Consider the following 22,936-nt stretch of genomic DNA (forward strand, 5'->3'; position numbering starts at 1 on the left):
ACATGGCAACCCGGCCATTCCCGCTGGCCGGGTGCTGACATTCTATAACTTATCGAAGCAATTTGTTGGCATACTATGGGCTATTGTATGTCGGCCAGCGGGGTATGGCACAACTTTTGGTAATTTGAACTACTGCCAAAGTTTTTTCTCCGGGAATCGGTTGATCCAAAAGTGTGGTCCATGCATGAGATAGAGTGCCTTCATTCAATTGCGCTGTGGCGATTCGGAACGAAGTTGGAACGATGGGTGCCGTGTCGTGGGACCGATACGCGCAGCCGTCCATGGCGGGAATGAGCACCGGTGCTGCGCCGGGGTATGAGTGTATCGGGGTTTGCTGCCTCTGAGTGTGTGTCGAAAAGTGAAGCCGGTCTCGGCGTCCCGCTGTCGTGTCGGCGGGGCAGGCGGGGCGCGGAAGTGATGTCATCTTGGGGGGATAGGTCTGGAATGCCGCTAAAGAAGAAGTCCTGGGTTTGCGCTGGTGCGGTGGCCGCCTTCAGCATGGTGAACCCCATGGTCGGTTCGGCGCAGTATTATTCTCGTGTCGAGGTTCAGGGGAACCAGTTCCTGCGCGGCGACGACATCCTGTCCGTCTGCGGCATTACGACGGAACAGTCCTTTACCGGTCCGACAGTTGCCGCCATGCGGGATTGCCTGATGTCGACGGGACAGTTCAAGAATGTGGCCTTTACGCCCAAGGGCGACACGATGCACGTCGTGGTCGAGGAATTGAACACGCGCCCCGGGCGCGTCGAAGTCGGCTTGAAATACGACAGCGAGGCCGGGCCGATCGGTACGGTCTATTTCGAACGTTACAATCTGTTCCCCAGCACGTTCGGCGCGCTGGAACTGACATTCTCCGACGAGCATTACGGCATGGAAGCCAACCTGTACCGAAAGGACGCCTTTGCCGGAGGCTGGGACGCCGGCCTGGACCTGCATGTCAGCGAGTCGAATTTCGACGACCAGAGCTTTACGCATCGCCGGGCGACCATAGAACCCTTCATCGCGCGTCAGTTCGACGACCGAAGCCGCGTCGAGATCGGCCTCGGGTATCGCAGCGACGTCATAAGGGACGTCAGCGTTCTTTCCAGCCCCCACATCATTGCCGAGGCAGGCTCGCGGCGCGCGGCATACCTGCGCTTGAGCTATGACTACGACGCCGATGACTGGAGCTTTGCGGCAAAGCAGTACTTCTTCGGATTGGGAAGCGGCGACATCGTGAGCCAGACCCTCCTGCAGGCTGAAAAGACCTTTGCGCTTGTGCCGGACGATCTTGGCCTCACCTTCAGTGCCAAGGGCGGCCACGCGGCCTCTCTGAAGGGAGAGGCGCCGCGTATCACCGACCGGTTCCTGATCGGCGGAAGCGAATTCCGCGGTTTCGCCCCCCGTGGCGTGGGCGCGCGAAGCGGCGCCGACAACCTCGGCGGCGAATCCTTCGTGGTGCTGAGTGCCGAGCTGAAAAAGGACATCGGCGATCTGTTCGGGACCACGGCGCAGATCGGCGGCTTTGTCGATGTCGGTTCGGCGTGGGGTCTGTCAAACACGCTGGGCGGTACAATCGACGACAGTTTCAAATGGCGGTCCGCGGTTGGCCTCAGTCTCACCCTGGATATCGGCCGCGTACCGGTCTCCCTCTACATTGCCGAGCCGATTTCCAAAGAGCCGGGCGACAAGGAACAGAATTTCGGCATTTCGATTTCGACACGATTTTAGGGCACGGCATCTGGCGCATGATCGGGGACAACAAGACCATGACAAGACTGCGAATGATCGGCAAGATCACTGCGATGATCGTTCTCGCATCGGGATGCGCGGACAATCAGGGCGGGTTGAACCTTGGCGTCGGACCTTCGCAGTCCCGGATCTCCGAAACCGAAGCCGTGGCCGAAGCGGCCCTTGCCGGCGGCTCCTATGCCGAGGCCGCGCGGCTCTATGAGCGCGCCGTCGAGGAAACGCCGGGCTCCGCCTCGGCCTATCTCGGGCTGGGCCGCGCCTATATCGCGATGGGACAGTACTCGCGGGCCGATTTCGCCCTTCAACGGGCCCGGGTCCTGGATCGCCGGAACCCGGAAATCCTCAATGCACAGGCGGAACTCAAGCTCCAGAAACTTCGCCCGGCCGAGGCCATCGAGCTCTACGACCAGGCGCTCTCCCGCGACCGCAAGAACCTTTCGGCGCTGACCGGCAAGGCCGTTTCTCTGGATTTCCTCTCGCGGCACGCCGAAGCCCAGGTCGTCTATCAGCGTGCGCTGCAGCACTACCCGACGAACTTCATCCTCCTGAACAATTACGCGCTCAGCCTCGCGCTGTCGGGGCAGGTTGCCGCCGGGCTCAAGATCCTGCAGGAGCTGGTACGGGATCCGGAGAACGGCGAAGCGGCACGGGGCAACATGGCCATCGCCTATGCGCTCGACGGCCGCGAGCGAGAGGCGCGCGCGGTGCTGGAAGGGACCATGAGCAGCAGCGAGATCGAAAGCCTTCTCGCCGAGTATGCGGACATGCGGCGGCGCTTCAAAAGCGGCAAGCCGATCGGTTATCTGATCTTCAACTGACGGGGCGCCGCACCGGGCCTCAGGGGCTGAGAAGTGTCAGGCAGGTCAACCCCAGCCCGAACGTGGCCATCGCAATCCCGATCCCGGTGATGATGTCTGCCGTGACGCCGTGCTGCCACGAATCGAACCATTCTTCATGGGACCGGTACAGGATTCGCGTCCTCTTGATCGACGACTTGGCCGCCGCGGCAATCAGGAACCCCCCGACGCTGATCAACAGCAGGCACAGCGACAGGGGGCGATCCAGGAACTGGTGAATCGCAACCATCGTCACGAAGGAAACGCCGCAGGTCGCCAGCAGGTAGTCGGGCCAGGATTTCACCGAGGTCGAGGAACACTGGACGATACCGACGTAATTCGCTTCCGGCCTTTCCGCCGCGTCCTCCCCTATCGGAGCAGGCGTTTCGTACAGCTGGCGCGAAACACGCCGGAACGCGGCGTCGACGTCGGATTCGCGCACGTCACCCGATATGGGCGACCGGCGAAAATCCAGATGGCTGATATTGCGGCCCATGATGTGCTTTTCCAATAATATCTTAAGTATGTAACTTACGGTAATATGATTGTAATGAAAACACTTTAAGCGAATGATGCGCCACGTGACGGGGGCGGTGCGGCGTCGGGCTGCCGGGCATGCCGCGACTTCCCTGGGTGTGCAGGCCATTGGCGGCGATGGCCCCGGCTCCCGCGGGCGCCGCGCATTGGCCAATGATGACAGGGCCGGAAGAGAATTCGGGGCGCGGCCAACTCCAACCGGACGGCGCGGCCTGCGCTGCGCCAGGAAGGCCGCATCAATTTACCTATGCCAATGCGTTGAAAACAACACAAAAGTATATTGTGAAATACGAAAGTATGGATTAGGTTGAACCGGATAGAGCCGCCATGGGTGCCGGTCTGGCACGGTGGCGGGTGAACGCAGCGATGCACAAGGATGTGTCACCTTCGCCGTTTTGCGTGCGCGGGTGAAATTTTGGGACAGGGGGCGACTGGTATGGCGACCAAGGTGCTAACGGCAGACAAGCCGATGGATTTTCAGATCACGGCGCGTCGCGCGGACGTGGACAATTTCATCCGCCGCGGGGATGATCTCATCGTTCGCATGGTCAATGGCGACGAAGTGCTGATACGGAACTTCTTCGTGGTTGGCCCGGATGGCGCGGTCAGCAGGCTGCTGCTCGTGGACGGCCCCTACGTGCTGGGCAACACCGGCGCGGTGACCGAGTCGGCCGAGGAGGGCGATAGCGGCTCGACGGCCGGTGGGCTCCTGGGCGATAACGAGGAACTCCTGCTGGCAGGCGGCGCGGCGCTTCTCGCCGGCGGCGCGATTTGGTTGCTGGATGACGGCGGCAGTGATTCCGTCGGTGGCCCCTTGTTCCCCACCGATCCGACCGATCCCACGGACCCGACTGATCCGACTGATCCGACCGATCCCACGGACCCGACGGACCCGACCGATCCGACCGATCCTACGGACCCGACTGATCCGACCGATCCTACGGACCCGACTGATCCGACCGATCCTACGGACCCGACCGATCCCACGGACCAGACGGACCCGACCGATCCGACGGACCCGACCGATCCGACGGACCCGACCGATCCCACGGACAATGCCAGCGTGCTCGGCGAGGCCATTGACGGGCTCGGTGGCACCACCGGCACCCTGGGCGAGGGCATCGATCAGGCGATCGCCGACCTGGAAAACCAGGATGTCGCGGCGGCCATCGACACGGTCCTGACCACGGTGATCGAGGCCCTGACCGGGGACGAAAGCATCGTCACCGGCCTGGGCGAGGGCACCGAGATCCTCGTGAACAGCCTTGAAGACGGCATGCAGGGTCTGATGGACGGTCTCGAGAACGGCACCCCGCTGGCCGGGGCCGGCGACCTGCTCGGATCGCTCATCGAAGGGCTGCTCGTCGGCGACGGCGTGTCCGACGGCGGCGCCCTGGGCGAGACCGATGCCGGCACCACCCAGGCGGGGGCAGCCCTGGCCGAAGGTGTGGCGGCAAGCCTCGCGGCGCTCGACGATCTCGATGTCGAGACCGCGCTGGAGACGCTGCTTGCCTCGCTCGAGGAGGCGCTGCTGGCCGAGAACACGCTGGTCGACGGCGCGCTGGACGGGGTGATCGAGCTGCTCGACGCCGTGGCCCAGGGCCTCGACGGGGCCGTGACCGGTCTGAGTTCCGGTGACGTGCTGGGCGGCGTAAACGCGCTGGTGCAGGATGTGCTGGGCGGCCTCTATGGCGGCACCCAGGACGGCGGCGGCGGTGCCGATGGCGGTCTGCTGAGCGGCCTGCTGGACGGAATCCTGGGCGACGACGGCCTGCTGGGCGGTCTGCTGGGCGGCGAAGACGGCCTGCTCGGTGACCTGCTGGGCGAGGATGCCGGCCTGCTCGACGGGCTGCTGGGCGATGATGGCCTGCTGGCCAGCCTGCTGGGCGAGGACGGACTCCTCGGTGGCCTGCTGGGCGGCGACGGCGGCCTTCTCGACCCGCTCTTCGGCGAAGATGGCCTGCTCGGCGGTCTTCTCGGAGGCGAGGGCGGCCTGCTCGACGGCGTGACCGGCGAGGACGGCCTGCTGGGCGGCCTGACCGGCGGCGAGGGCGGCCTGCTCGATCCGGTTCTCGGTGAGGACGGTGTCGTCGGGGGTCTGCTCGGAGGTGACGGCGGCCTGCTCGACGGCGTGACCGGCGAGGACGGCCTGCTGGGCGGCCTGACCGGCGGCGAGGGCGGCCTGCTCGATCCGGTTCTCGGTGAGGACGGTGTCGTCGGGGGTCTGCTCGGAGGTGACGGCGGCCTGCTCGACGGCGTGACCGGCGAGGACGGCCTCCTTGGCGGCCTGACCGGCGGTGAAGGCGGCCTGCTCGATCCGGTGCTCGGTGAGGACGGTATCGTCGGCGGTCTTCTCGGAGGCGACGGTGGCCTGCTCGATGGCGTTACCGGCGAGGACGGCCTGCTGGGCGGTCTGACCGGCGGTGAAGGCGGTCTGCTCGATCCGGTTCTCGGTGAGGACGGCATCGTCGGGGGTCTTGTCGGAGGCGACGGTGGCCTGCTCGACGGCGTGACCGGCGAGGACGGCCTGCTGGGCGGTCTGACCGGCGGTGAAGGCGGTCTGCTCGATCCGGTTCTCGGTGAGGACGGCATCGTCGGGGGTCTTGTCGGAGGCGACGGTGGCCTGCTCGACGGCGTGACCGGCGAGGACGGCCTGCTGGGCGGTCTGACCGGCGGTGAAGGCGGCCTGCTCGATCCGGTTCTCGGTGAGGACGGCATCGTCGGCGGACTTCTCGGCGGCGACGGCGGCCTGCTCGGCGCCGTGACTGGCGAGGACGGCCTCCTGGGCGGCCTGACCGGCGGCGAGGATGGGCTGCTGGGCTGACAGGAGCTGTAACACCTGACGGGTTGCGCCGTCTGACCGACAGGTCATTGCGCTAAAGCAGCTGCCGCCTTCGGGCGGCAGTTTGCATTGAAAGCCCGGAAATGCTGGCGTTTCGACGTCCCGGAGCAACGCCACGAGCGCGTCTTGCAAGCGGCGAAACTAAAGCATTGCAAAAATAACTAAAGTATGTATCTACTGCGCGAAGGTGCGGGGGCACTTTGATGCAAGGAGTATCACGATGTCGATGCAGAAGGGCATGTTTCCCGACCAGAACCTGAAGGGCGTGGAGCCCATTTCGAATGAACAGCGTGGCAAGGGGGCCAGCGAATTGCTGGACGACCTGGGCGCGCTCAACCTCAGCACCGCGATGGAAAAGGTCGAAGGCAAGCCGGTTTGCCCCAAGGGCCTTTCGTTCTATTGCGGCTCCGTGGACAGTACGGCCGAAATCTACCGCATGTGGGTGGCGCAGTCCGGTGGCAACCTGGGGCTGCTCGAAACGCCCGAAGCCATGGTCGAGGCGCTGCTGCGTTTCCCGGGCGAGGTGGATTTCGTGATCGTCGACGTCGATTCGTTTGGTGACGTCGGCCAGGCGATCGACCTTTGCCTCTACGTGAGGAACTCCTCACCCGATGTGCCGCTGATCCTGGTCGCCAGCGAGGTGTCCGCCGACGATTTCACCGCAGAGCGGATGTCGGCCTGCGACGCCACGCTCCGGGCGCCGGTTTCGGCAGGGCGCATGCGCGATGCCATCCGGGCCGCACACCAGAACAACGCCCGCTATCAGTCGTGGCGCGAAGACCGGTGGGCGAGCGATCCCGCCGAGGACGTCGTCGCGACGGCCTGAGGCTTCGTACCCGGGGCTGCCGCTTTCCCTCCGTGGTGCCTCTCTTCCAGTCCCGGGTTCGGGGTCATGCAATTTCCGTTTTGGCGCCGGGCAATCCACGCGGGCGCGGACCACGCCATCGGGTGTGTCCGCACCGGAACGCGCGGGCCCGCGACCCCCTTGAAGCTTCGGTAAACCGGCGCCGGCAGGTGCGGCAGCATCGCGGTCATCGCGAGGGCGGATTGACATGACCGCGCCAACCGGGGCGATGCAAAATGCCCACAATTTGGCTATTAACGATAGTATTTTTGACACAATCTAAAGTTCAGATAACGAAACTGTTGACGATTCAAGGGCAAGTGCGGATGCCAGGTGCATACGCCAGCACGAGGTAAGATGATGCGGTTGCGCGGAAAAATTCCAATGTTCCTGGTCGCCGGGCTGGCGGTAACGGCCGTTGCCAGTGGTGGAACCTACTTCTACGTCAAGGCGCTGGAGCAGGATCTTCGCGATGCCAGGGCAGAGATTGCCCGGCTGTCGGAAATCGAGACGGTCTCTATTCCCGTCCTCGAACGGGACGTGCCCCAGGGCGCCGTCCTCGACGCGGACGCGTTCACCACGGTCAAGATCTCCGCGAACCACCTTCCCGATGATGTCGTCGTCGACCTCGCACAGGCAATGGACATCGCCGACGGCACACTGACGGCCGCCCAGGATCTGAAAGCCGACAGCTTCCTGCTCCTTTCTCAACTGGCCCGCCCCGAAATCATCGCTTCGGGTGGTGTCATCGTTCCGTTCGGCCAGGCCGCCATATCCGTTTCGGCCGCCAATGCCCCGGATTTCAAGAAACGCTTCGGGCCGGGTGACCGGGTGGACGTGCTCTGGCGCATGACCGACGAAAAGGCGGACGGCCAGGCCGGCACGCGCGTGATCGGCAGCAACCTGTCCGTCGCGCAGGTCTACGATCTGGATGACGGGGCGCGTAACGCATCGAGCAATGATGACGCCGTCATCGTCAACGTCGCGAACACCGTCCAGGAGCCCGCGGACGACATGATCGTGCTTGTCGGCCCGACCTCTGAAATCGCGCTGCTTGTGCAGTCGGAAGGGCGGGGCGAGCATTTCGTCGTGCCGGCGAATTCCAGTGTCGTCTCGGGCGGGCGTGACAAGGTTTACGACGACAAGACGCTGACATCGCGCACGGCCGTCGAAGACCCCGATGCCGACAAGAAGGAAACCAAGCCCGCCCGTACCTCGGACGCGCCGTCGGATTCGAAGCCGGCGCCGAGCTGGGAACGGGTCAGCCTTCCGATCGAGTTTGCGCCGAAGAAATGCCAGCTCAACGTGGTTCGCTCGGCCTCGAGATCAATCATCGAGGTGCCGTGTTGAACCGGCCGCTCCTGAACATACCTTCGGGAAGCGCCTTTGCCGACAAGTTGAAGGTGTGTACCGTCTGCGACGATGCCATCGGCGTCCTGCATGTTGCGGATGCGCTCTCCGACCTGCCGCCGCATGTGCGTACCGACCTGGGCTTCTACGAGGCGTCGGCCGTTCTGGCGGATGACCTGACAGGGCCCGGCTTCGATCTGCTGATCGTGGCCGTCGGGGCGTCGGGTGACGGTCTTCCCGTGATGGCGCAGCGCGTGATCGATTGCGCAAAGTCCTTGCTTTCGGTCATCGTCGTCATCTCGTCGGACAGCACGGCAAGCGAGCTTGACCTGCCGCCCTCCGCGATCGTGGTGGATCCTGACGCGGCCAGAGACCTGGCGAACCTGCTTCCCGACCATATCACCGGACCCCGGGGCGAGATGCAGTGGTCTCGGCACGGTGACGAGGATGCGCCCGCGGACCTGGACGGCACTCCGTCCCGGCCGGCGCCGTCGAAACGCAACTTCCTGAACAAGTTCAAGAACATGTTCCGGCACGACCGTGCGCTGCGCGAGCGGTACGTCCAGTCCAGCGTTCTCAACAAGGTATTGTTCCGGCGGTCCGGCGTCATCGTTTTCCAGGGCATGTCCGGCGGTGTCGGGACGACAACGCTTGCCGCGAACCTCGCGGTCGAGCTCGCGGCGGAAAGGAACGTGCCGGGGGTCTGCATGCTGGACCTCAACCTGCAGTTTGCCGCCCTCGCGGGGTACCTGTCGATCGAGGAAACGGATCAGATCGGCGACGCCTACCAGTCGATCGGTGCGGTGGATACGGACAGCTTCGAGGAATGCCTCAGGAACTACAGCCCCGGTCTGCGCGTCTTCGCCGGCCCGCGCGAGGTTCTGCCGGTCGATGCACTGGCCCGGGGCGAAGGCACGAGGCTTGTCTCCCTGGCAAAGCAGAGCGCGCCGCTGGTCATCATCGACATGCCCCACGTTCTCGCCGACTGGAGCGAAGAGGTCTTCAAGGCGGCCGACGCCGTCGTCTGCGTGGCGCAGCAGGACGTGCGGAGCGTTCGCAACGCCCGCAAGTTCAAGAACCAGCTTCTGGAAAGCAGCATCGACATCGGTCATTTCGTCTATGCCCTGAACCGGTGCCCGTCCAACCCCGACCAGGAATGGTGGGATAAACTGAAGCATTTCGAAGTCGGCCTCGGTCAAAGGGTCGATCACTTCTTCCCCGATGGGGGCAGCGACGTCAGTGCCGCCTGCGACATGGGCAGCCCCTTGCTGAAATTCGCCCCGCGCAACGCGCTGAGGAAGTCACTGCACGCGCATGTCGACATGACCCCTGCAAGGGAACGGGCCGATGTTTGACAAGTACCGCAGGAACCGCCTTGCCGCGACGGGGCACGATGCCTTCGACGTCGACCACGAGGAGGCACCGACACCCGCCGCCGAACAGTTCAACGAGGCGCCGGCGGATGTGGACATCGCCCCGCCCGAAGCCGAAGGGAGCCAGTCCCGCCGTCTCGTCCTTGCCAAGATCCGAAGCCTCGTGCACCGGCAGCTTCTCGAGACCCTGGACCTTTCGGCACTCGACCATGCGAGCGAAGACGATATCCGCAAGGAAATCAGCGATATGGTCAAGGAGATCGCGCCCAATCAGCCGATTGCGCTGTCTCGTACCGAACGTGATCGCATCATCGACCAGATCTACTACGAGGTGACCGGGTATGGCCCCCTCGAGGTTCTGATCAAGGATGACCGTATTTCCGACATCCTGATCAACGGGCCCGAGAAGGTGTATATCGAGAAAGACGGCATCATGCAGAAGACCGACGTGCAGTTCTCGGACGAGATGCACCTTCGTCGGATCCTGCAGAAGATCGTTTCGGCCGTGGGGCGCCGCATCGACGAGATGAACCCCTATGTCGATGCCAGGCTCCCCGACGGGTCTCGCCTGAATGCGATGATCTCGCCGATTTCGGTAGACGGGACGATGGTGTCGATCCGCAAGTTCCGCAAGGATTCCCTGAACATGGATCAACTGGTCGTGTACGGGGCGCTGTCTCCGAACATGGCGGAGTATCTGAAGGCGGCTGTGCGGTGCCGCCTCAATATCGTGATCTCGGGCGGCACCGGCGCTGGCAAGACGACGCTGCTGAACGCCCTGTCCAGCTACATCGGTTCCCGCGAACGGGTCATCACGGTCGAGGATACGGCCGAGCTGAACCTGCAACAGGATCACGTCGGCCGCATGGAAAGCAGGCCACCCAATATCGACGGCCGAGGAGAGGTCACGCAGCGGGACTGCCTGCGAAATGCCCTGCGGATGCGCCCCGACCGCATCATCGTCGGCGAGACGCGCGGCAACGAGGTCATCGACATGCTGCAGGCAATGAACACCGGCCACGACGGCTCGATGACCACGATCCACGCGAACTCTGCGCGCGATGCCACGAGCCGGCTGGAAAACATGGTGGCGCTGGCCGGTATCGAGATTCCCCTGACCGCGCTGAGACGCCAGATCGCCAGCGCCGTGAACCTCGTCATTCAGATCAGCAGGATGCAGGACGGCACGCGCCGGGTCACCTCGATCACCGAGATCACCGGCTGCGAGAACGACGTGCTGTCGATGCAGGAAATCTTCGCGTTCGAGCATACCGGCATATCCCCGGACGAGCGCGTGGAAGGGCATTTCGTCAACACCGGTGTCCGATCGCATTTCACGGACCGCTTCAAGCGCTGGGGACAGGAGTTGCCCGCGAACATCTACCAGAGCGACCTGTCATGAGCATCGCGGCAATCCTCTCGATCCTGATGTTTGCCGGAACCTTATTGTTGCTGGCGGCCTTCCTGCTCGGGGTGTGGGCGCAAGCCTCCCAGAGGCTGGAACGCCTGCGCAGCCGGTACAGCCTGACCTCCGATACCCCGCTTTCCGCCGCCGCGCCCGCTCCCGAGGGGCGCCCGCTGCGCCGCCAGGACGGGCGGATTTCCTGGGCGGCCTGGGGCAAGAACAGCACCGTCAGGGCTCATTTCCAGTTCTTCCTCAAGTGGCTGGGCTCGCTCAGCCACGTTGAGTGGCTCCTTTACGGAAGCGCTTGCGGCGTGCTGATTGCAATTCTCTACTTCGCACTCGGCATTCCCCTGATCCTTTCGGTGGCCGCAGCCCTGGCGCTTGCCATTGTTGCATGGTCCATCGTGACACGGATCCGCCGGCAGAAACGCCAGGCAGCCATCGCCGAAAAGGTGCCCGAGGCCATCGACGTGATGGTTCGCGCGCTTCGGGTGGGCTCGCCGTTTTCAAGTGCGATCACGCTGGTGGGCAAAAGCATGGAAGGGCCGATAGCCGAGGAATTCACCGCCACCATCCAGGAAGTGAACTTCGGACAGGACCTGGTCGTTGCGCTGCACGATCTCGCAGAGCGTTGCGACAACCAGGACCTGCGTTTCCTCGCCGCCGGCGCGGCCATTCAGCAAACCAGCGGCGGCAACCTCGCCGAACTGCTCGAGCGGATCTCCACGATCTGCCGCGGTCGACAGGCGCTGGCGCTGAAAGTCAAATCCCTGACCTCCGAAGCGCGGTGGTCCGGCAACGTGCTGTCGATCTTCCCGATCATCGCGGTGCTGGGCATCACGCTTCTGAGCCCGAACTATTTCGACGAAGTCTCGAAGGCCGATTTCTTTCCGGCGCTGCTGACCGTTGTTGGTGCTCTGCTGATTGCCAACGTAATTTTCATGCGCCGCATGCTTGTTCTGCGGGACTAGGGCAGGAGCTCAAACATGACCGGGCTGAATCTTTCTCTCTTCCTGGCGGTCCTTCTGGCGCTCGGAATCGGAACGATGCTCTGCGCGGTCGGCCTGATGGTCCTCCGCGGGGGCATCGGCGTGCAAGCCGATCAACCGGGCCGCTCGCTCAGCAAGGTCACGAACTCAAGCTCGCTGTTCCATTCCGGCGTGTTGCGGCTGCTGGGCGAAAGCGACGCAAAAAGACAGGAAGCGGTCCGCCGCCGCCTGTTCCAGGCCGGGTTCGACGGACCCCAGGCGCTCTACCTCTTCGCGCTCTGCAAACTCGGGATGGGCACAGCCGCCATTGTCGTGATGGGCGTGGTCATTTTGACCTTTCCCGAGTTCCGCGCAGCAGAGCGGTTCCAGTGGCTCACGTTCCTTCTGCTGGCCTTCGTGATCGGCTACTCGCTGCCGAGCGTACTGGTCTCCAGTTGGGCAAAGCGGTATGTCGACAGGATCGCCAAGGGCTTGCCGGACGCGCTTGACCTGATGCTGGTCTGTGTCGAGGCCGGCCAGTCCCTTGACCTGAGCCTTGTCCGGGTATCGCGGCTGATGCGGGAACTGCATCCTGAACTGGCCGAGCGGTTCTCGGCCACCGCCGACGCGCTGAAGGCCGGCGAAGATCGGGCAAGCGCGTTCGAAAGGCTCGCAAACGAAACCGAGAACCCCGATCTCGAGGCCTTTGCCCGCGTGATCCTTCAATCCTCCGCCATGGGTACCCCGGTTGCCGAGACGTTCCGTGTGTTCGCGGCCGAACTGAGAAACAAGCGCATGCGCCAGGTCGAGGAACAGGCGAACGTGCTGCCGACAAAGATGACGCTGGGCACGATGCTGTTCACCGTGCCGCCGTTCCTGCTTCTCATGCTCGCGCCCGCCGTCTACACGATCCTGACGAGCTTCTGAGCGATGCTGGCGAAGCTTGACACTGGCATGACGGAACGGGTTTCCACATTGGTTCGGACGGAGAACAAAGACCAAGCCGAAAGGCGGAAGAAATGGCCGCTCGGGCCGGTGTTGAGCCTGTGGATCGTCGGGCTTGCCTCCCTGTCGATGATTGACCCCGCGACCGCCGACATGCCGGCGCGGTTTTTGTTTCCGCTCGCTGCGGTCGCGGCGTCGCTGTTGCTCTTGTCCCTGGACATGAACCGCTGGCGCCCCGGCAAGTTTCGGGCCGGCGCCGGGGCGATGGCCGTGGCTGGCGCGACTGTTCCCTCGCTGATCTGGCTGCATCTGCACGGGGTCGCACCCGAGGGTGGCTTGCTGCTGCCTGCCCTGGTCATGTCGATCTGTGCGGGCCTGGGGGCGGGCGGTGTCTTCCTCGTCTCCCGGCTCGGAGGTCTGGGGCATGGCACCTGGCAGGATGGGCGTCCGACTGTCCTGAATCGGCCCGAGGGCGTCCTGACCGCCGCCGTATTGGTGGCGGCTGGCACGCTTGCCGGCGGTGCCCTCGCGGAACAGGTGGGCGCGATTGAGATCGGCACCATCGCAGAGCAAGCGGGCAGGGCGGCCATCGCGGCGGCCTTGTCTGTTCTGGTTTACCAGTTTTCCCGCCACGCCTTCGACCCTCGCGGGGCCCTTGCGCGCGCATACCTCGTGGCGGCCGCCGCGGTAGGTGTGTCCGTCATGCTCTATGGTCCTTACCTTGGTATGGCCGCCATGCCCGAGATAGCCCTTGTCGCGGTGCCCACAGTTTGCGCCCTCTATGCCCTGGTCCGAACCCCGATGGTCGCGTGGATCGGCCTGGTCACCGTCGCGCTGGCGATACCGTCCCTTGCGGCCCTGTCCGGCTTGATATCGTCCGAGGCAGCGCCCGCCCTGGCAGGGGCGGCGCCGTTTGCCGCATCCGCCTTCCTGGTCGCGATTGCCATGATGAACAGCCGCAACAGGGCGGCGGACGACCTGCTTCTGACCGACCGGGAATTCAGGAAAATGCGCGCAAGCCTGGCACGGCGCGGCGCGGGCCGGTTGCTGAAGGCAGACCTCGAGTCCAAGCTCATCCGTGTCGTAGATGCCGGGAATGACGAAAGACCGGCCCTGAACTTCGCCGAGTTCTTCTCGGGCAGCAAGTCGACGGACTTGCTCCGGCTTGTCGACGCCATGAACCGGGGGGACGGCGAGGCCTTCGACCGGCCGTTTTCCGTTGATCTGGCCCCCGACCCGTTCGGATCCCGCGGCATGGAACCGGCGCAGGCCCCGGTGCCCTGTCACGTCCATATCCTCGAGAAGAAGGGAAGCACGGTCTGGCTGGCCCTGGTGAACCTGGCATCGAGTGCCAACCTCGTCAGGCGGGCAGAAGCGGCGGAAGAAGCGCTGGCCGAGGTGCTGCTGCGGGAAGAACGCCTGCTGTCGGTGGCCGCGCATGAAATGCGGACGCCGATGTCGATCCTGTCGATGCTGTCGGAAGAGCTCGACGCCGGCACCCCGTGGTCCGAGATCGGCCCCAGTTTCCGCAAGGCGAATGGCCGGATGACCGAGATCCTGGATGACCTGCGTGTTCGACCGGACAGCGAACACGTCCAGATCGTGAAGACCAAGTTCACCCTGCGCGAACTGGCCTTCCACCTGCAGGAAACCTACACCGGGCCGGCCCAGGCGAACGGGGTCGCCCTCATACTGGCCCTGTCGCAGCAAAGCGATGCGCTCATCGAAAGCGATTACGGCCGTATATTCATCGCCCTGTCCAAGCTGGTGCACAACGCGATCGTTCATTCCAGGGGCACGGAAATCACGCTCAGCGCCTTCCTGACCCGGCAAAGCGGCGGCGGCGCCATCATTACATGGCAGGTCAGCGATGACGGCCGGGGCATCTCGCCCGAGCGCAGCAAGACGGTGTTCCGGCCATTCGATACGGATGGCAGAAGCGAGGGGGATGACAGGACGGGTCTGGGTTTGTACACAGCCCAAAGGGCCATTCGGGCCATGGGGGGGGAACTGAGCCTCAGGAAGACGAACGAGGCCGGCCTCGTGCCCCGTCGCCTGCCGCCGTTTTCGGGCTCGGACAAGGGGGAAGGCGAACAGCGGATCATTGCCGGTCCCGGCGCAACTTTCGTTCTCAAACATCCGGCCAGGCTGGCGGACCACTCGAAATACGCAAACATGGAGCATGAACCGGTGATGGAGACACAGGTTTTATATCCGGACAAGACCGCGCTTCTGCTGGAAGACAACCAGATCGTCGGCGACATCACGGTCGCGCGCATGCGCCGGCTATTCGGCAAGTCGATCTGGGTCGAGCGCTCGGACGACGCGTTGGTCGCCTTCGAACAGCATCATCCGGATCTGATCCTCGTCGACCAACTCCTGCCGGGCATGCTCGGATCAGAGTTCATCCGCCAGATCCGCATCATCGACAAGACCATCCCGATCGTCGGCATCACCGCGTCGACCATGGGAACCGAATGCACCGAGCTCGAGGCGGCAGGGGCGAACTATGCGCTCGAGAAACCGCTTTCGGTTCAGCAGCTTCAGAAGATCGCCGAGGAATTCTTCGGTCTCGTGGACGGGCAGGGCGCGAAGGCCTCCGACGCCTGATCCTCCTTTCGCCGGCCTCGCCGCCATTGCCCGGCCCGCACATGTTCACACATTCGAGGATGAGCGCCTCAACCGTCCCGCCCGGCCGCCGGGCCGGTCCCCCGCCGCGCGATCCAGCGCCGACCCGCCGGCGGTCGCCCACGTGATCGGTCCGAACTCGCGCCTGATATCCCGCTCGCGACCCGCGGAAAGGTGAGAACCCAGCCGATCCAGGATGGCGATGGTCTCTTCCAGGCAGCTCCTCTTGGTCCCCCGGTACCGTTCGATGTAAATCTGTTCGTCCGCGAGATCGTACCTCAGCCGGTTGTAGCTGGAGATGAACTTGATCGCGCATCCGCCACTGCAGATGAACTCGATCTTCGAGCGAAGGTATCTCGCCAGCTCGTCGCAGCGACGTCCGAGCGTCCTCAACCGCGTCTGTCGCCGCTTTCGGCCAAAACGAAATCGACTGATCAAGGGTTCAACCAACCTTCCCAAGGGTCATTCCAATCATCTCTGGGCGCCTTCCGGCGATGGTAGCAAATCTCCGTACACGTTTCAGCAGAAAATATCGAAAGTATGTATATCACTGAAGAAGGCGGCATGCCCGACCAAGCCTGACCGACTGGGCGCGCCCCGTCTGCGCCACGCAAATGCGAGAGGACGGCCGAAATCCCGACGCGACGACGCCCACGATACCCGAAGGACGCATTCATCGATTTACTTAAAGGGGCTGATTTTGTTTGGAGGCGAGTACCGGAATCGAACCGGTGTACACGGATTTGCAATCCGGTGACTCACGTTGAATTTCCTGGAAAAAATTGTAAACGCCCTTGATTCAGGGTGTGAAAAATCAAGGACTTAGCCGGTTGGTGTAAACCGTTTTCGGCCCTCGGAATCCCGGGAAACGTGGTGATTGGGGGCCGTCTGTATCCGAGCTCGCCTGAGCGATTGTCCTGGATCCGGGACCTGTTTCCTGTGGGCATTTGGCCGTGGTGCCTGACACACCCGCGAGAGTTCGTATTGCCCTTCAATCGCAGTCGCCGCCCGGGCGGCGACGTGTCGCTTTGTGCCCGTCCGAATACACCCCAACATCAAGCGGCGGGTTGCTTGGGATTCCCGGCGCAAGAATTTTCAGTGAGTTTGTAGCGTGTTTTGGGTACTGTGCCCAATATGGAGAACGCCGATATCGAACAGAAGGTCGCCGGCCACTACACGCAAGGCAACGTAGTCAACAGGATCGTCGAGGCGCTGGGGCTCGAACCCGATAAGCAAGGTCAGGTGAGCGTCGAGACCCTGTTCCCGGTGGATCAACTTCATCACGGCGGCGTTGCGCTGACCGAGAAGATGGCAGAGCATGCAGGTATGTGCACAGGCATGAAGGTCCTAAATGCCGGGTCAGGAATTGGGGGCGCGGCACGATTCCTGGTCGACAGGTTTGGGTGTGAGGTGGACGCCATCGACCTGAGCGAGGAATATGTCAGTTCCGCACAGGCGTTGGACAAATTTGTTGGCCTGACGGGCAGGATCATGCATCGGGTCGGGTCGGTGACAGAGTTGCCTTTTCCCGGAGAGGCATTCGATGTGGTCTGGTGCCAGAATGTAACCATGAATGTGCCAGACAAAACGGCAATGTTTGCTGAAGCCTACCGCGTTCTGAGGGAAGGAGGCGTCTATGTCCTCTCTCACTTGGGAGAGAGTAAGCGGGGAACGATGGACTATCCGCTGCCCTGGGCCATGACGGCCGAAACCAGTTTCGCAAGCCCGCCAGACACAATGTTGCAGCTTCTCGCTGACGCGGGCTTCCACAGAGTGACCAATCACGGGCCGGATGCGCCCTCACCCCCGCTACCCTCATCACCAACTGGTCGGCCTCAGGACATGTTCGCGATGGGTGACGACATGCCGCAAAGACGTGCGAATGTGGCACACGCTGTCGCGGATGGACGCCTGGTTCCCATGCTGATTACAGCGTATCGATGACTACATACAATGCTGTCAGATGTTCCTCTACCCGGTCTTTTGGACAAGGTGCTGGGGAAGGCGGACTCTGACTTCCTGGTTCATCATGCTGAGCAACACTTGGACGCGCTGGTCGTCGGTCACATGCTCGACCTTCGAGATGAAATGAGCAAACGGCCCGGCAATGACGCGGATCTGATCACCAGCTTTCACCTCATCTAGCTCTTGCAGGACGCCATCCGTGTCGCAGCGAGCTTGCAGGCCTGCGATGAATGCCGAGGGCAGGGGGCGAGGCAATTTCGGGTTGTTCAGAATCAGGCGTGAAATCCCGCGCGTCGAGTTGATCTTGCGCCAGGAGGAACTCTCTGGATCGAACTGGATGAAGAGATAGCCCGGAAACAACTGGCGCGGACCAGTGTGACTTTTCGTGCCACGGTGGCGGGTTTCGACACGACGCGGGGAGAAGACCGGAAATCCCTGCCTTGCCAGATGCGTGGTTGCAATGGACAGGGCGTTTGGTTTCACCATGGCCACGAACCAGTTGGACGCGTCAAGGTTTTGGGGCGCACCCTCGGATGGAGCCATTTTTCCCCGCGATCATAGATCAAGACCAGGCTGGTCTGCGTGTTTTCATCTGAGCTAATAATCCGGCATTCGCGCCGGTTAAACCCACAGTTTCAGCTAAATCGGCGGAAACTGGCTCTGGTCATAGCGGGTACTGCATGACCTCTTTCACTGTAGCAATCCTCGTGGTTTGGGTGGGATGGGTCGAGCTCGTGAGGAAATGACCTCCTATGACGTCGAGCCCGCGCGTTTGATGAAGACCCTCGAGAGTGTCACGAGGATTTCGTCAATAGACGATAAATGGGGTGTTGGCGATCAACACGGCGCGATTAGGGAAACTTCCTTTTCCCTAAAAGCAGAGTTTCCCCTTGAAGTTTCGCTATATTGGTGTATGCGTTCAGACATGAACGCAGCTCCTCCTTTTTGCGTTTTCGCCGGGCCGTCCAAGCGAGTCACGGTGCGGTAGCCGTGAAAGCGTCGATCGATACCGATGTCCGATTTCGGCTGCTACGGCTTCTCGAGCAGAATCCGGACCTGTCCCAACGAGACATAGCTCGCGAGCTTGGCATGAGCCTGGGAGCGACCAACTACGTGCTGCGAGCTTTGGTAAACAAAGGGCAGGTCAAGATCCGCAACTTTCGCGCGTCAAACAACAAGCTGCGTTATGCCTATATACTCACGCCGAAAGGTCTTGAGAGCAAAGCGCGGCTCACGTCCGGGTTCCTGCGTCGGAAGCGGATGGAATACGACGCGTTACGTGCCGAAATTGAAGCCCTTGAAGAAGAGCTTTCGCTCGGGGCGGATTTAGCGCCGAGAGCTGTGAAATGAGATCATGTTTGTCTGACGTATGTTTGGCAGGCCTTCAGGCTTATGTCATCGGCCTACCGCTTCGCTATGTGAGGGCTTTATGGTAGCCCTACCGCTTCGCTGCTTCAGGGCGGAAGGTTTGCGTTATCGGGGGTTCGAGTCGGGCAGGCGACCTAAATAGAGAAATCTGGTCGCAACCAGACTCAATGAAAACAATATCTTACCTCTCACGATGCCCGTTTCAGACGCGAATTTCACGGAGACGCGATTTTGAGTAATCCCGGTCCCATCCGCAAGGCCGTCTTCCCGGTTGCCGGTCTCGGCACCCGCTTCCTGCCCGCCACCAAAGCCATGCCCAAGGAGCTTCTGCCAATCATCGACAAGCCGTTGATCCAGTACGCGGTGGAGGAGGCGCTGGCGGCCGGGATCACCGATCTCATCTTCGTGACGGGCCGCACCAAGCGCGCGATCGAGGATCATTTCGATGCCAACCCCGAGCTCGAAGCTCTCCTGAAATCCAAGGAAAAGGTTGCGCTGGCGGACATGGTCCGCCGGATCGTGCCCGCGGGCGTCAACTGCATCTTCGTGCGCCAGCCCGCGGGCTCGGGCACGCGGTGCTTTGCGCCGCGCCGGTGGTGGATCACGAGCCCTTCGCCGTGCTGCTGGCCGATGACGTGATCCGCGGCGGGACCCCGACCCGGGACCTGGTCCAGGCCTATGCGCAGGCGCCCGGCTCCTATCTCAGCGTGATGGAGGTGCCGGCCGAGGCCGCGCGGAACTACGGCATCGTCGCGCCGGGGGAGACACGCGACTCCGTCGCCGGATTGGTGAAAAAACCCGCGCCAGGTACCGAGCCCTCGCGGCTGGCCTCGATCGGGCGCTACGTCTTGGAGCCGGATATCTTCGAGATCCTGCGCACCCAGGCCCCGGGCCACGGTGGCGAAATACAACTCGCGGACGCGATCAACACTCGAGCGGTGCACGGCCGGGTGGGCGCCGTCGAGATGGCCGGGCATCGCTACGATTGCGGCTCGAAACTGGGCTACCTTGAAGCCATCGTGGATTTTGCCCTGGATCACGACGAGTTCGGCGATCATTTCCGCCAGCTCATCGCGAGCCGCTACGAACAATTGCCGGCCGCGGAATGAATTTTGAACGAGAATTCCCATGAAAATTGCAATGATAGGCACCGGTTACGTCGGGCTCGTCTCCGGGGTGTGTTTTTCGGATTTCGGCCACGAGGTGGTCTGCGTTGACAAGGACCCGACCAAGATCGAGATGCTGGATAGCGGCAAGGTGCCGATCTACGAACCAGGGCTCGACCGTCTGCTGGAGAAAAACCTGGAGGCCGGGCGGCTATCCTTCACCACGGATCTGGCGCAGGCAGTCGACGGGGCCGAGGCGGTGTTCATTGCCGTGGGCACTCCGACGCGGCGCGGTGACGGGCATGCCGACCTGACCTACGTGATGGCCGCCGCCGAGGAGATCGCGCGCGCCGCCAGCGGCTATGTGGTGATCGTCACCAAGTCGACCGTGCCAGTGGGCACCAACCGGCAGGTCAAGCAGGCGGTGAAGAAGGCCAATCCCGATCTGGACTTCGACGTGGCCATCAGCCCCGAGTTCCTGCGCGAGGGTGCGGCGATCGAGGATTTCATGAAGCCCGACCGCGTTGTTGTCGGCGTCCAGGCCGAGCGCGCGGGCGAGGTGATGGCCGAGATCTACCGCCCGCTCTACCTGCGCGATTTCCCCATCATCACCACCGACCTGGAATCCGCGGAGATGATTAAGTACGCCTCCAACGCCTTTCTGGCCACCAAGATCACCTTCATCAACGAGATCGCCGCCCTGTGCGAACGCACCGGGGCGGATGTGAAATCGGTGAGCAAGGGCATGGGGATGGACGGCCGTATCGGCAACAAGTTCCTGCATGCCGGGCCGGGCTTCGGCGGGTCGTGCTTTCCCAAGGACACGCGCGCACTGGCCCGGATCGGGCAGGAACACGGGATGCCGATGCAGATCACCGAAAAGGTGATTTCCGTCAACGACGGCGTCAAGGCGCGCATGGTCGAGAAGCTGCGCGACCTCTGCGAAGGGTCGTTCAACGGCAGGACCGTGGGCGTTTTGGGGGTGACCTTCAAGCCCAACACCGACGACATGCGCGATGCACCCAGCCTCACCATCGTGCCGGCGCTGGTGGGCGGCGGGGCCAAGGTGCGCGTCTGCGACCCCCAGGGCCGGCGGGAGGGCGAGGCGCTGCTGCCCGGGGTGAGTTGGATCGAGGACCCCTACAAGTGCGCGCACAATGCCGACCTGCTGGTGATCCTGACGGAATGGAACGAGTTCCGCGCGCTGGACCTTTCGATGCTGGCCAGAAAGATGAACATCCCGCGCCTGGCGGACCTGCGCAACATCTACGGTGCTGAGGCCGCGTGGGAGGCTGGCTTTAGTTCTTATGCTGCAATTGGACAGCCGGGGTTCGCCAATGATGGCCAATCCGAAATTGACCGCATGCTGAGGTCGAGTTAGCTGGGAACTGAATCGTGTGCTGCGTCCACTTTTTTGGAAAGGCAAAATCAGGAAATTCTGAGTGATATGGCTAAACGAGGAAACGAGGTTGAGGAATGATTAATGTGGCACTAGTAGGCTGTGGCCGAATCGCGCAGCGACACGCGCAGTTGTTAGGTGATGCGCAAATAGACGGCGCAAGACTTGTGGCGGTCTGCGATACCGTGGCTGAAAGGGCCCAAGCTCTATCTCATCGCTACGACGTGCCATCCTACACTAATATGAATGAGATGTTGGACCGTCATCAGCCAGATCTGGCCGCGATCCTCACCGAGAGCGGGTATCACGCCAAGCACGCAATTTCGGCGGCCAAAGAAGGCGTGAATGTCATGGTCGAGAAGCCCATGGCGCTGACTCTTGCCGACGCCGACCAGATGATCGAGACGTGTGATCACGCTGGTGTGAAATTGTTTGTTGTCAAACAAAACCGTTTCAACCGACCTGTCGTAAAGCTGCGGCAAGCGTTGGAAGGGGGGCGATTTGGCAAACTGACAATGGGTACCGTCCGAGTGCGCTGGTGTCGTCCTCAACACTACTACGATCAGGCTCCTTGGAGGGGCACTTGGGCGCTTGACGGTGGAGTCCTGACCAATCAGGCGAGCCATCATGTTGACCTGCTGGAATGGATGATGGGCGATGTCGAGAGCGTTGTCGGAATGACACGCACGGCGCTGGCTGACATCGAAGCTGAAGATACCGCCGCCGTGTTGCTACGCTTTGCAAACGGCGCGCTCGGCATCATCGAGGCGACGACGGCGACTCGCCCCAAGGACCTTGAGGGGTCACTGTCGATTCTTGGCGAAGCCGGCTCGGTCGAGATCGGCGGATTTGCCGTGAACCAGATGAAGACCTGGCAATTCACGCATGAGGAGCCGGGCGACGACGAAGTGTTCGAGAAATACTCCGTCAACCCGCCCGATGTTTATGGCTTCGGACATCGTGCTTATTATGACCACGTCGTGACAGCACTTCGTCATGGCGGCCCGAACCTCGTTGACGGGATCGAAGGAAGGAGAAGCCTAGAACTGATAACCGCCATATACGAGGCCGTGGAAACGGGACAAGAAGTGCGGTTGCGCTTTAGGCCTCGGCAGGCGCGGTTAGGGATGCGCTCATGACAAAAGCGGCAACTGGCGCTCCGGACCGCGTTCAATATATAGGAGTGCGCGATGTTCGCTTCGGTGTTGGCGTGACGGTTATCGAGCCTGTCAATCTCTACGGTTGCGAGATCGGCGATGATGTTTTTGTCGGGCCCTTTGTTGAGATTCAAAAGAGTTCCCGTATTGGGTCTCGCACCCGTGTTCAATCTCACAGCTTCATATGCTCGCTGGTGACTGTCGGAGAAGACTGCTTCGTCGGTCACGGGGTTATGTTCATCAATGATACGTTCGAAAGCGGCGCTCCGGCGAGAGGTGATCAAAAGCTTTGGAAAGAGACGGATATCGGAAATCATGTCTCGATCGGCTCCAACGCTACGATTATGCCGGTGCGCATATGCTCTGGCGTCGTCATTGGCGCAGGAGCAGTTGTGACAAAGGACATCTCCGAACCCGGAATCTACGCGGGAAATCCGGCGCGATGGCTTCGGAGCTTGAGTTATGATTAAGGAGTTGCA

The 22,936-nt window shown here is 62.3% G+C and carries 20 protein-coding genes; 17 read left to right on the forward strand and 3 right to left on the reverse strand.

The features are described 5' to 3' along the window. Positions 1–444: 444 nt before the first annotated feature. A complete protein-coding gene (locus ACO07J_RS02840) occupies positions 445–1,713 on the forward strand; it encodes a BamA/TamA family outer membrane protein (RefSeq protein WP_422026108.1) in 1,269 nt (422 codons plus the stop codon). A gap of 53 nt (positions 1,714–1,766) precedes the next feature. Next, positions 1,767–2,552, forward strand: coding sequence for a tetratricopeptide repeat protein (locus tag ACO07J_RS02845; protein ID WP_422026110.1), 786 nt, complete (start codon positions 1,767–1,769; stop codon positions 2,550–2,552). Between the two features lie 19 nt (positions 2,553–2,571). Here ACO07J_RS02845 and ACO07J_RS02850 read toward each other — a convergent pair whose 3' ends face one another. Further along, positions 2,572–3,066, reverse strand: a complete 495-nt coding sequence (locus ACO07J_RS02850) for a hypothetical protein (protein ID WP_422026112.1) — start codon at positions 3,064–3,066, stop codon at positions 2,572–2,574. Between the two features lie 477 nt (positions 3,067–3,543). Between ACO07J_RS02850 and ACO07J_RS02855 the strand changes: the two genes are divergently transcribed. From ACO07J_RS02855 to ACO07J_RS02890, 8 genes are all read left to right on the forward strand, one after another. Next, positions 3,544–5,931 (forward strand): BapA prefix-like domain-containing protein, encoded by a 2,388-nt coding sequence (locus tag ACO07J_RS02855; RefSeq protein ID WP_422026114.1) that lies wholly within the window; start codon positions 3,544–3,546, stop codon positions 5,929–5,931. A gap of 238 nt (positions 5,932–6,169) precedes the next feature. Further along, entirely contained in the window at positions 6,170–6,775 is a 606-nt protein-coding gene (locus tag ACO07J_RS02860; RefSeq protein ID WP_422026116.1) for a hypothetical protein, read from the forward strand. Positions 6,776–7,177: 402 nt separating this feature from the next. Continuing rightward, positions 7,178–8,143, forward strand: a complete 966-nt coding sequence (locus ACO07J_RS02865; protein WP_422026118.1) for a hypothetical protein — start codon at positions 7,178–7,180, stop codon at positions 8,141–8,143. Beyond that, positions 8,140–9,498, forward strand: a complete 1,359-nt coding sequence (locus ACO07J_RS02870; RefSeq protein ID WP_422026120.1) for an AAA family ATPase — start codon at positions 8,140–8,142, stop codon at positions 9,496–9,498. Before ACO07J_RS02865 ends, ACO07J_RS02870 begins: the two co-directional genes overlap by 4 nt. Then, positions 9,491–10,918 carry a CpaF family protein gene (locus tag ACO07J_RS02875; protein ID WP_422026122.1) on the forward strand — a complete coding sequence of 476 codons (1,428 nt, stop codon included), beginning with the start codon at positions 9,491–9,493 and terminating at the stop codon, positions 10,916–10,918. The genes ACO07J_RS02870 and ACO07J_RS02875 overlap by 8 nt, the downstream gene beginning before the upstream one ends. Next, entirely contained in the window at positions 10,915–11,892 is a 978-nt protein-coding gene (locus tag ACO07J_RS02880) for a type II secretion system F family protein (protein ID WP_422026124.1), read from the forward strand. The genes ACO07J_RS02875 and ACO07J_RS02880 overlap by 4 nt, the downstream gene beginning before the upstream one ends. 15 nt (positions 11,893–11,907) lie before the next feature. After that, entirely contained in the window at positions 11,908–12,816 is a 909-nt protein-coding gene (locus tag ACO07J_RS02885; protein ID WP_422026126.1) for a type II secretion system F family protein, read from the forward strand. A gap of 3 nt (positions 12,817–12,819) precedes the next feature. Next, complete coding sequence (locus ACO07J_RS02890; protein WP_422026128.1) at positions 12,820–15,444, forward strand: hybrid sensor histidine kinase/response regulator; 2,625 nt, start codon at positions 12,820–12,822, stop codon at positions 15,442–15,444. A 45-nt stretch (positions 15,445–15,489) separates the two neighbouring features. Here ACO07J_RS02890 and ACO07J_RS02895 read toward each other — a convergent pair whose 3' ends face one another. Continuing rightward, on the reverse strand, positions 15,490–15,855 hold the full coding sequence (locus tag ACO07J_RS02895) for a hypothetical protein (protein WP_422026130.1): 366 nt from the start codon (positions 15,853–15,855) through the stop codon (positions 15,490–15,492). A gap of 741 nt (positions 15,856–16,596) precedes the next feature. Between ACO07J_RS02895 and ACO07J_RS02900 the strand changes: the two genes are divergently transcribed. Continuing rightward, positions 16,597–17,406, forward strand: coding sequence for a class I SAM-dependent methyltransferase (locus ACO07J_RS02900; RefSeq protein ID WP_422026132.1), 810 nt, complete (start codon positions 16,597–16,599; stop codon positions 17,404–17,406). Positions 17,407–17,433: 27 nt separating this feature from the next. On the opposite strand, the gene nusG is transcribed toward ACO07J_RS02900, so the two are convergent. After that, a complete protein-coding gene (gene nusG / locus ACO07J_RS02905; RefSeq protein WP_422026134.1) occupies positions 17,434–17,970 on the reverse strand; it encodes a transcription termination/antitermination protein NusG in 537 nt (178 codons plus the stop codon). 447 nt (positions 17,971–18,417) lie between these two features. Between nusG and ACO07J_RS02910 the strand changes: the two genes are divergently transcribed. The 6 genes from ACO07J_RS02910 (at position 18,418) to ACO07J_RS02935 (ending at position 22,927) form a co-directional block, all read left to right on the forward strand. Beyond that, positions 18,418–18,777 (forward strand): MarR family EPS-associated transcriptional regulator, encoded by a 360-nt coding sequence (locus tag ACO07J_RS02910; RefSeq protein WP_422026136.1) that lies wholly within the window; start codon positions 18,418–18,420, stop codon positions 18,775–18,777. Between the two features lie 249 nt (positions 18,778–19,026). Further along, entirely contained in the window at positions 19,027–19,434 is a 408-nt protein-coding gene (locus ACO07J_RS02915) for a sugar phosphate nucleotidyltransferase (RefSeq protein WP_422026138.1), read from the forward strand. Then, entirely contained in the window at positions 19,392–19,904 is a 513-nt protein-coding gene (locus ACO07J_RS02920; RefSeq protein WP_422026310.1) for a sugar phosphate nucleotidyltransferase, read from the forward strand. The genes ACO07J_RS02915 and ACO07J_RS02920 overlap by 43 nt, the downstream gene beginning before the upstream one ends. A 19-nt stretch (positions 19,905–19,923) precedes the next feature. Then, the gene (locus ACO07J_RS02925) at positions 19,924–21,282 is read left to right on the forward strand and encodes a UDP-glucose dehydrogenase family protein (RefSeq protein ID WP_422026140.1); all 1,359 of its coding nucleotides are present in this window, start codon (positions 19,924–19,926) and stop codon (positions 21,280–21,282) included. 95 nt (positions 21,283–21,377) lie between these two features. Further along, positions 21,378–22,439, forward strand: a complete 1,062-nt coding sequence (locus tag ACO07J_RS02930) for a Gfo/Idh/MocA family protein (RefSeq protein ID WP_422026142.1) — start codon at positions 21,378–21,380, stop codon at positions 22,437–22,439. Next, positions 22,436–22,927: an acyltransferase gene (locus ACO07J_RS02935; protein ID WP_422026144.1), complete on the forward strand. Its 492-nt coding sequence runs from the start codon at positions 22,436–22,438 to the stop codon at positions 22,925–22,927. The genes ACO07J_RS02930 and ACO07J_RS02935 overlap by 4 nt, the downstream gene beginning before the upstream one ends. The last annotated feature ends 9 nt before the right edge of the window (positions 22,928–22,936 follow it).

Source organism: Roseovarius sp. (assembly GCF_965228755.1).
Classification (GTDB): Bacteria; Pseudomonadota; Alphaproteobacteria; order Rhodobacterales; family Rhodobacteraceae; genus Roseovarius.

What these genes read in the sequence shown, in the direction of transcription:
- ACO07J_RS02840 (WP_422026108.1), top strand. Translation starts at nt 445, where the DNA reads ATGCCGCTAAAGAAGAAGTCCTGGGTTTGCGCTGGTGCGGTGGCCGCC.
- ACO07J_RS02845 (WP_422026110.1), top strand. Translation starts at nt 1,767, where the DNA reads ATGATCGGCAAGATCACTGCGATGATCGTTCTCGCATCGGGATGCGCG.
- ACO07J_RS02850 (WP_422026112.1), bottom strand. Translation starts at nt 3,066, where the DNA reads ATGGGCCGCAATATCAGCCATCTGGATTTTCGCCGGTCGCCCATATCG.
- ACO07J_RS02855 (WP_422026114.1), top strand. Translation starts at nt 3,544, where the DNA reads ATGGCGACCAAGGTGCTAACGGCAGACAAGCCGATGGATTTTCAGATC.
- ACO07J_RS02860 (WP_422026116.1), top strand. Translation starts at nt 6,170, where the DNA reads ATGTCGATGCAGAAGGGCATGTTTCCCGACCAGAACCTGAAGGGCGTG.
- ACO07J_RS02865 (WP_422026118.1), top strand. Translation starts at nt 7,178, where the DNA reads ATGTTCCTGGTCGCCGGGCTGGCGGTAACGGCCGTTGCCAGTGGTGGA.
- ACO07J_RS02875 (WP_422026122.1), top strand. Translation starts at nt 9,491, where the DNA reads ATGTTTGACAAGTACCGCAGGAACCGCCTTGCCGCGACGGGGCACGAT.
- ACO07J_RS02880 (WP_422026124.1), top strand. Translation starts at nt 10,915, where the DNA reads ATGAGCATCGCGGCAATCCTCTCGATCCTGATGTTTGCCGGAACCTTA.
- ACO07J_RS02885 (WP_422026126.1), top strand. Translation starts at nt 11,908, where the DNA reads ATGACCGGGCTGAATCTTTCTCTCTTCCTGGCGGTCCTTCTGGCGCTC.
- ACO07J_RS02890 (WP_422026128.1), top strand. Translation starts at nt 12,820, where the DNA reads ATGCTGGCGAAGCTTGACACTGGCATGACGGAACGGGTTTCCACATTG.
- ACO07J_RS02900 (WP_422026132.1), top strand. Translation starts at nt 16,597, where the DNA reads ATGGAGAACGCCGATATCGAACAGAAGGTCGCCGGCCACTACACGCAA.
- nusG (WP_422026134.1), bottom strand. Translation starts at nt 17,970, where the DNA reads ATGGCTCCATCCGAGGGTGCGCCCCAAAACCTTGACGCGTCCAACTGG.
- ACO07J_RS02925 (WP_422026140.1), top strand. Translation starts at nt 19,924, where the DNA reads ATGAAAATTGCAATGATAGGCACCGGTTACGTCGGGCTCGTCTCCGGG.
- ACO07J_RS02930 (WP_422026142.1), top strand. Translation starts at nt 21,378, where the DNA reads ATGATTAATGTGGCACTAGTAGGCTGTGGCCGAATCGCGCAGCGACAC.
- ACO07J_RS02935 (WP_422026144.1), top strand. Translation starts at nt 22,436, where the DNA reads ATGACAAAAGCGGCAACTGGCGCTCCGGACCGCGTTCAATATATAGGA.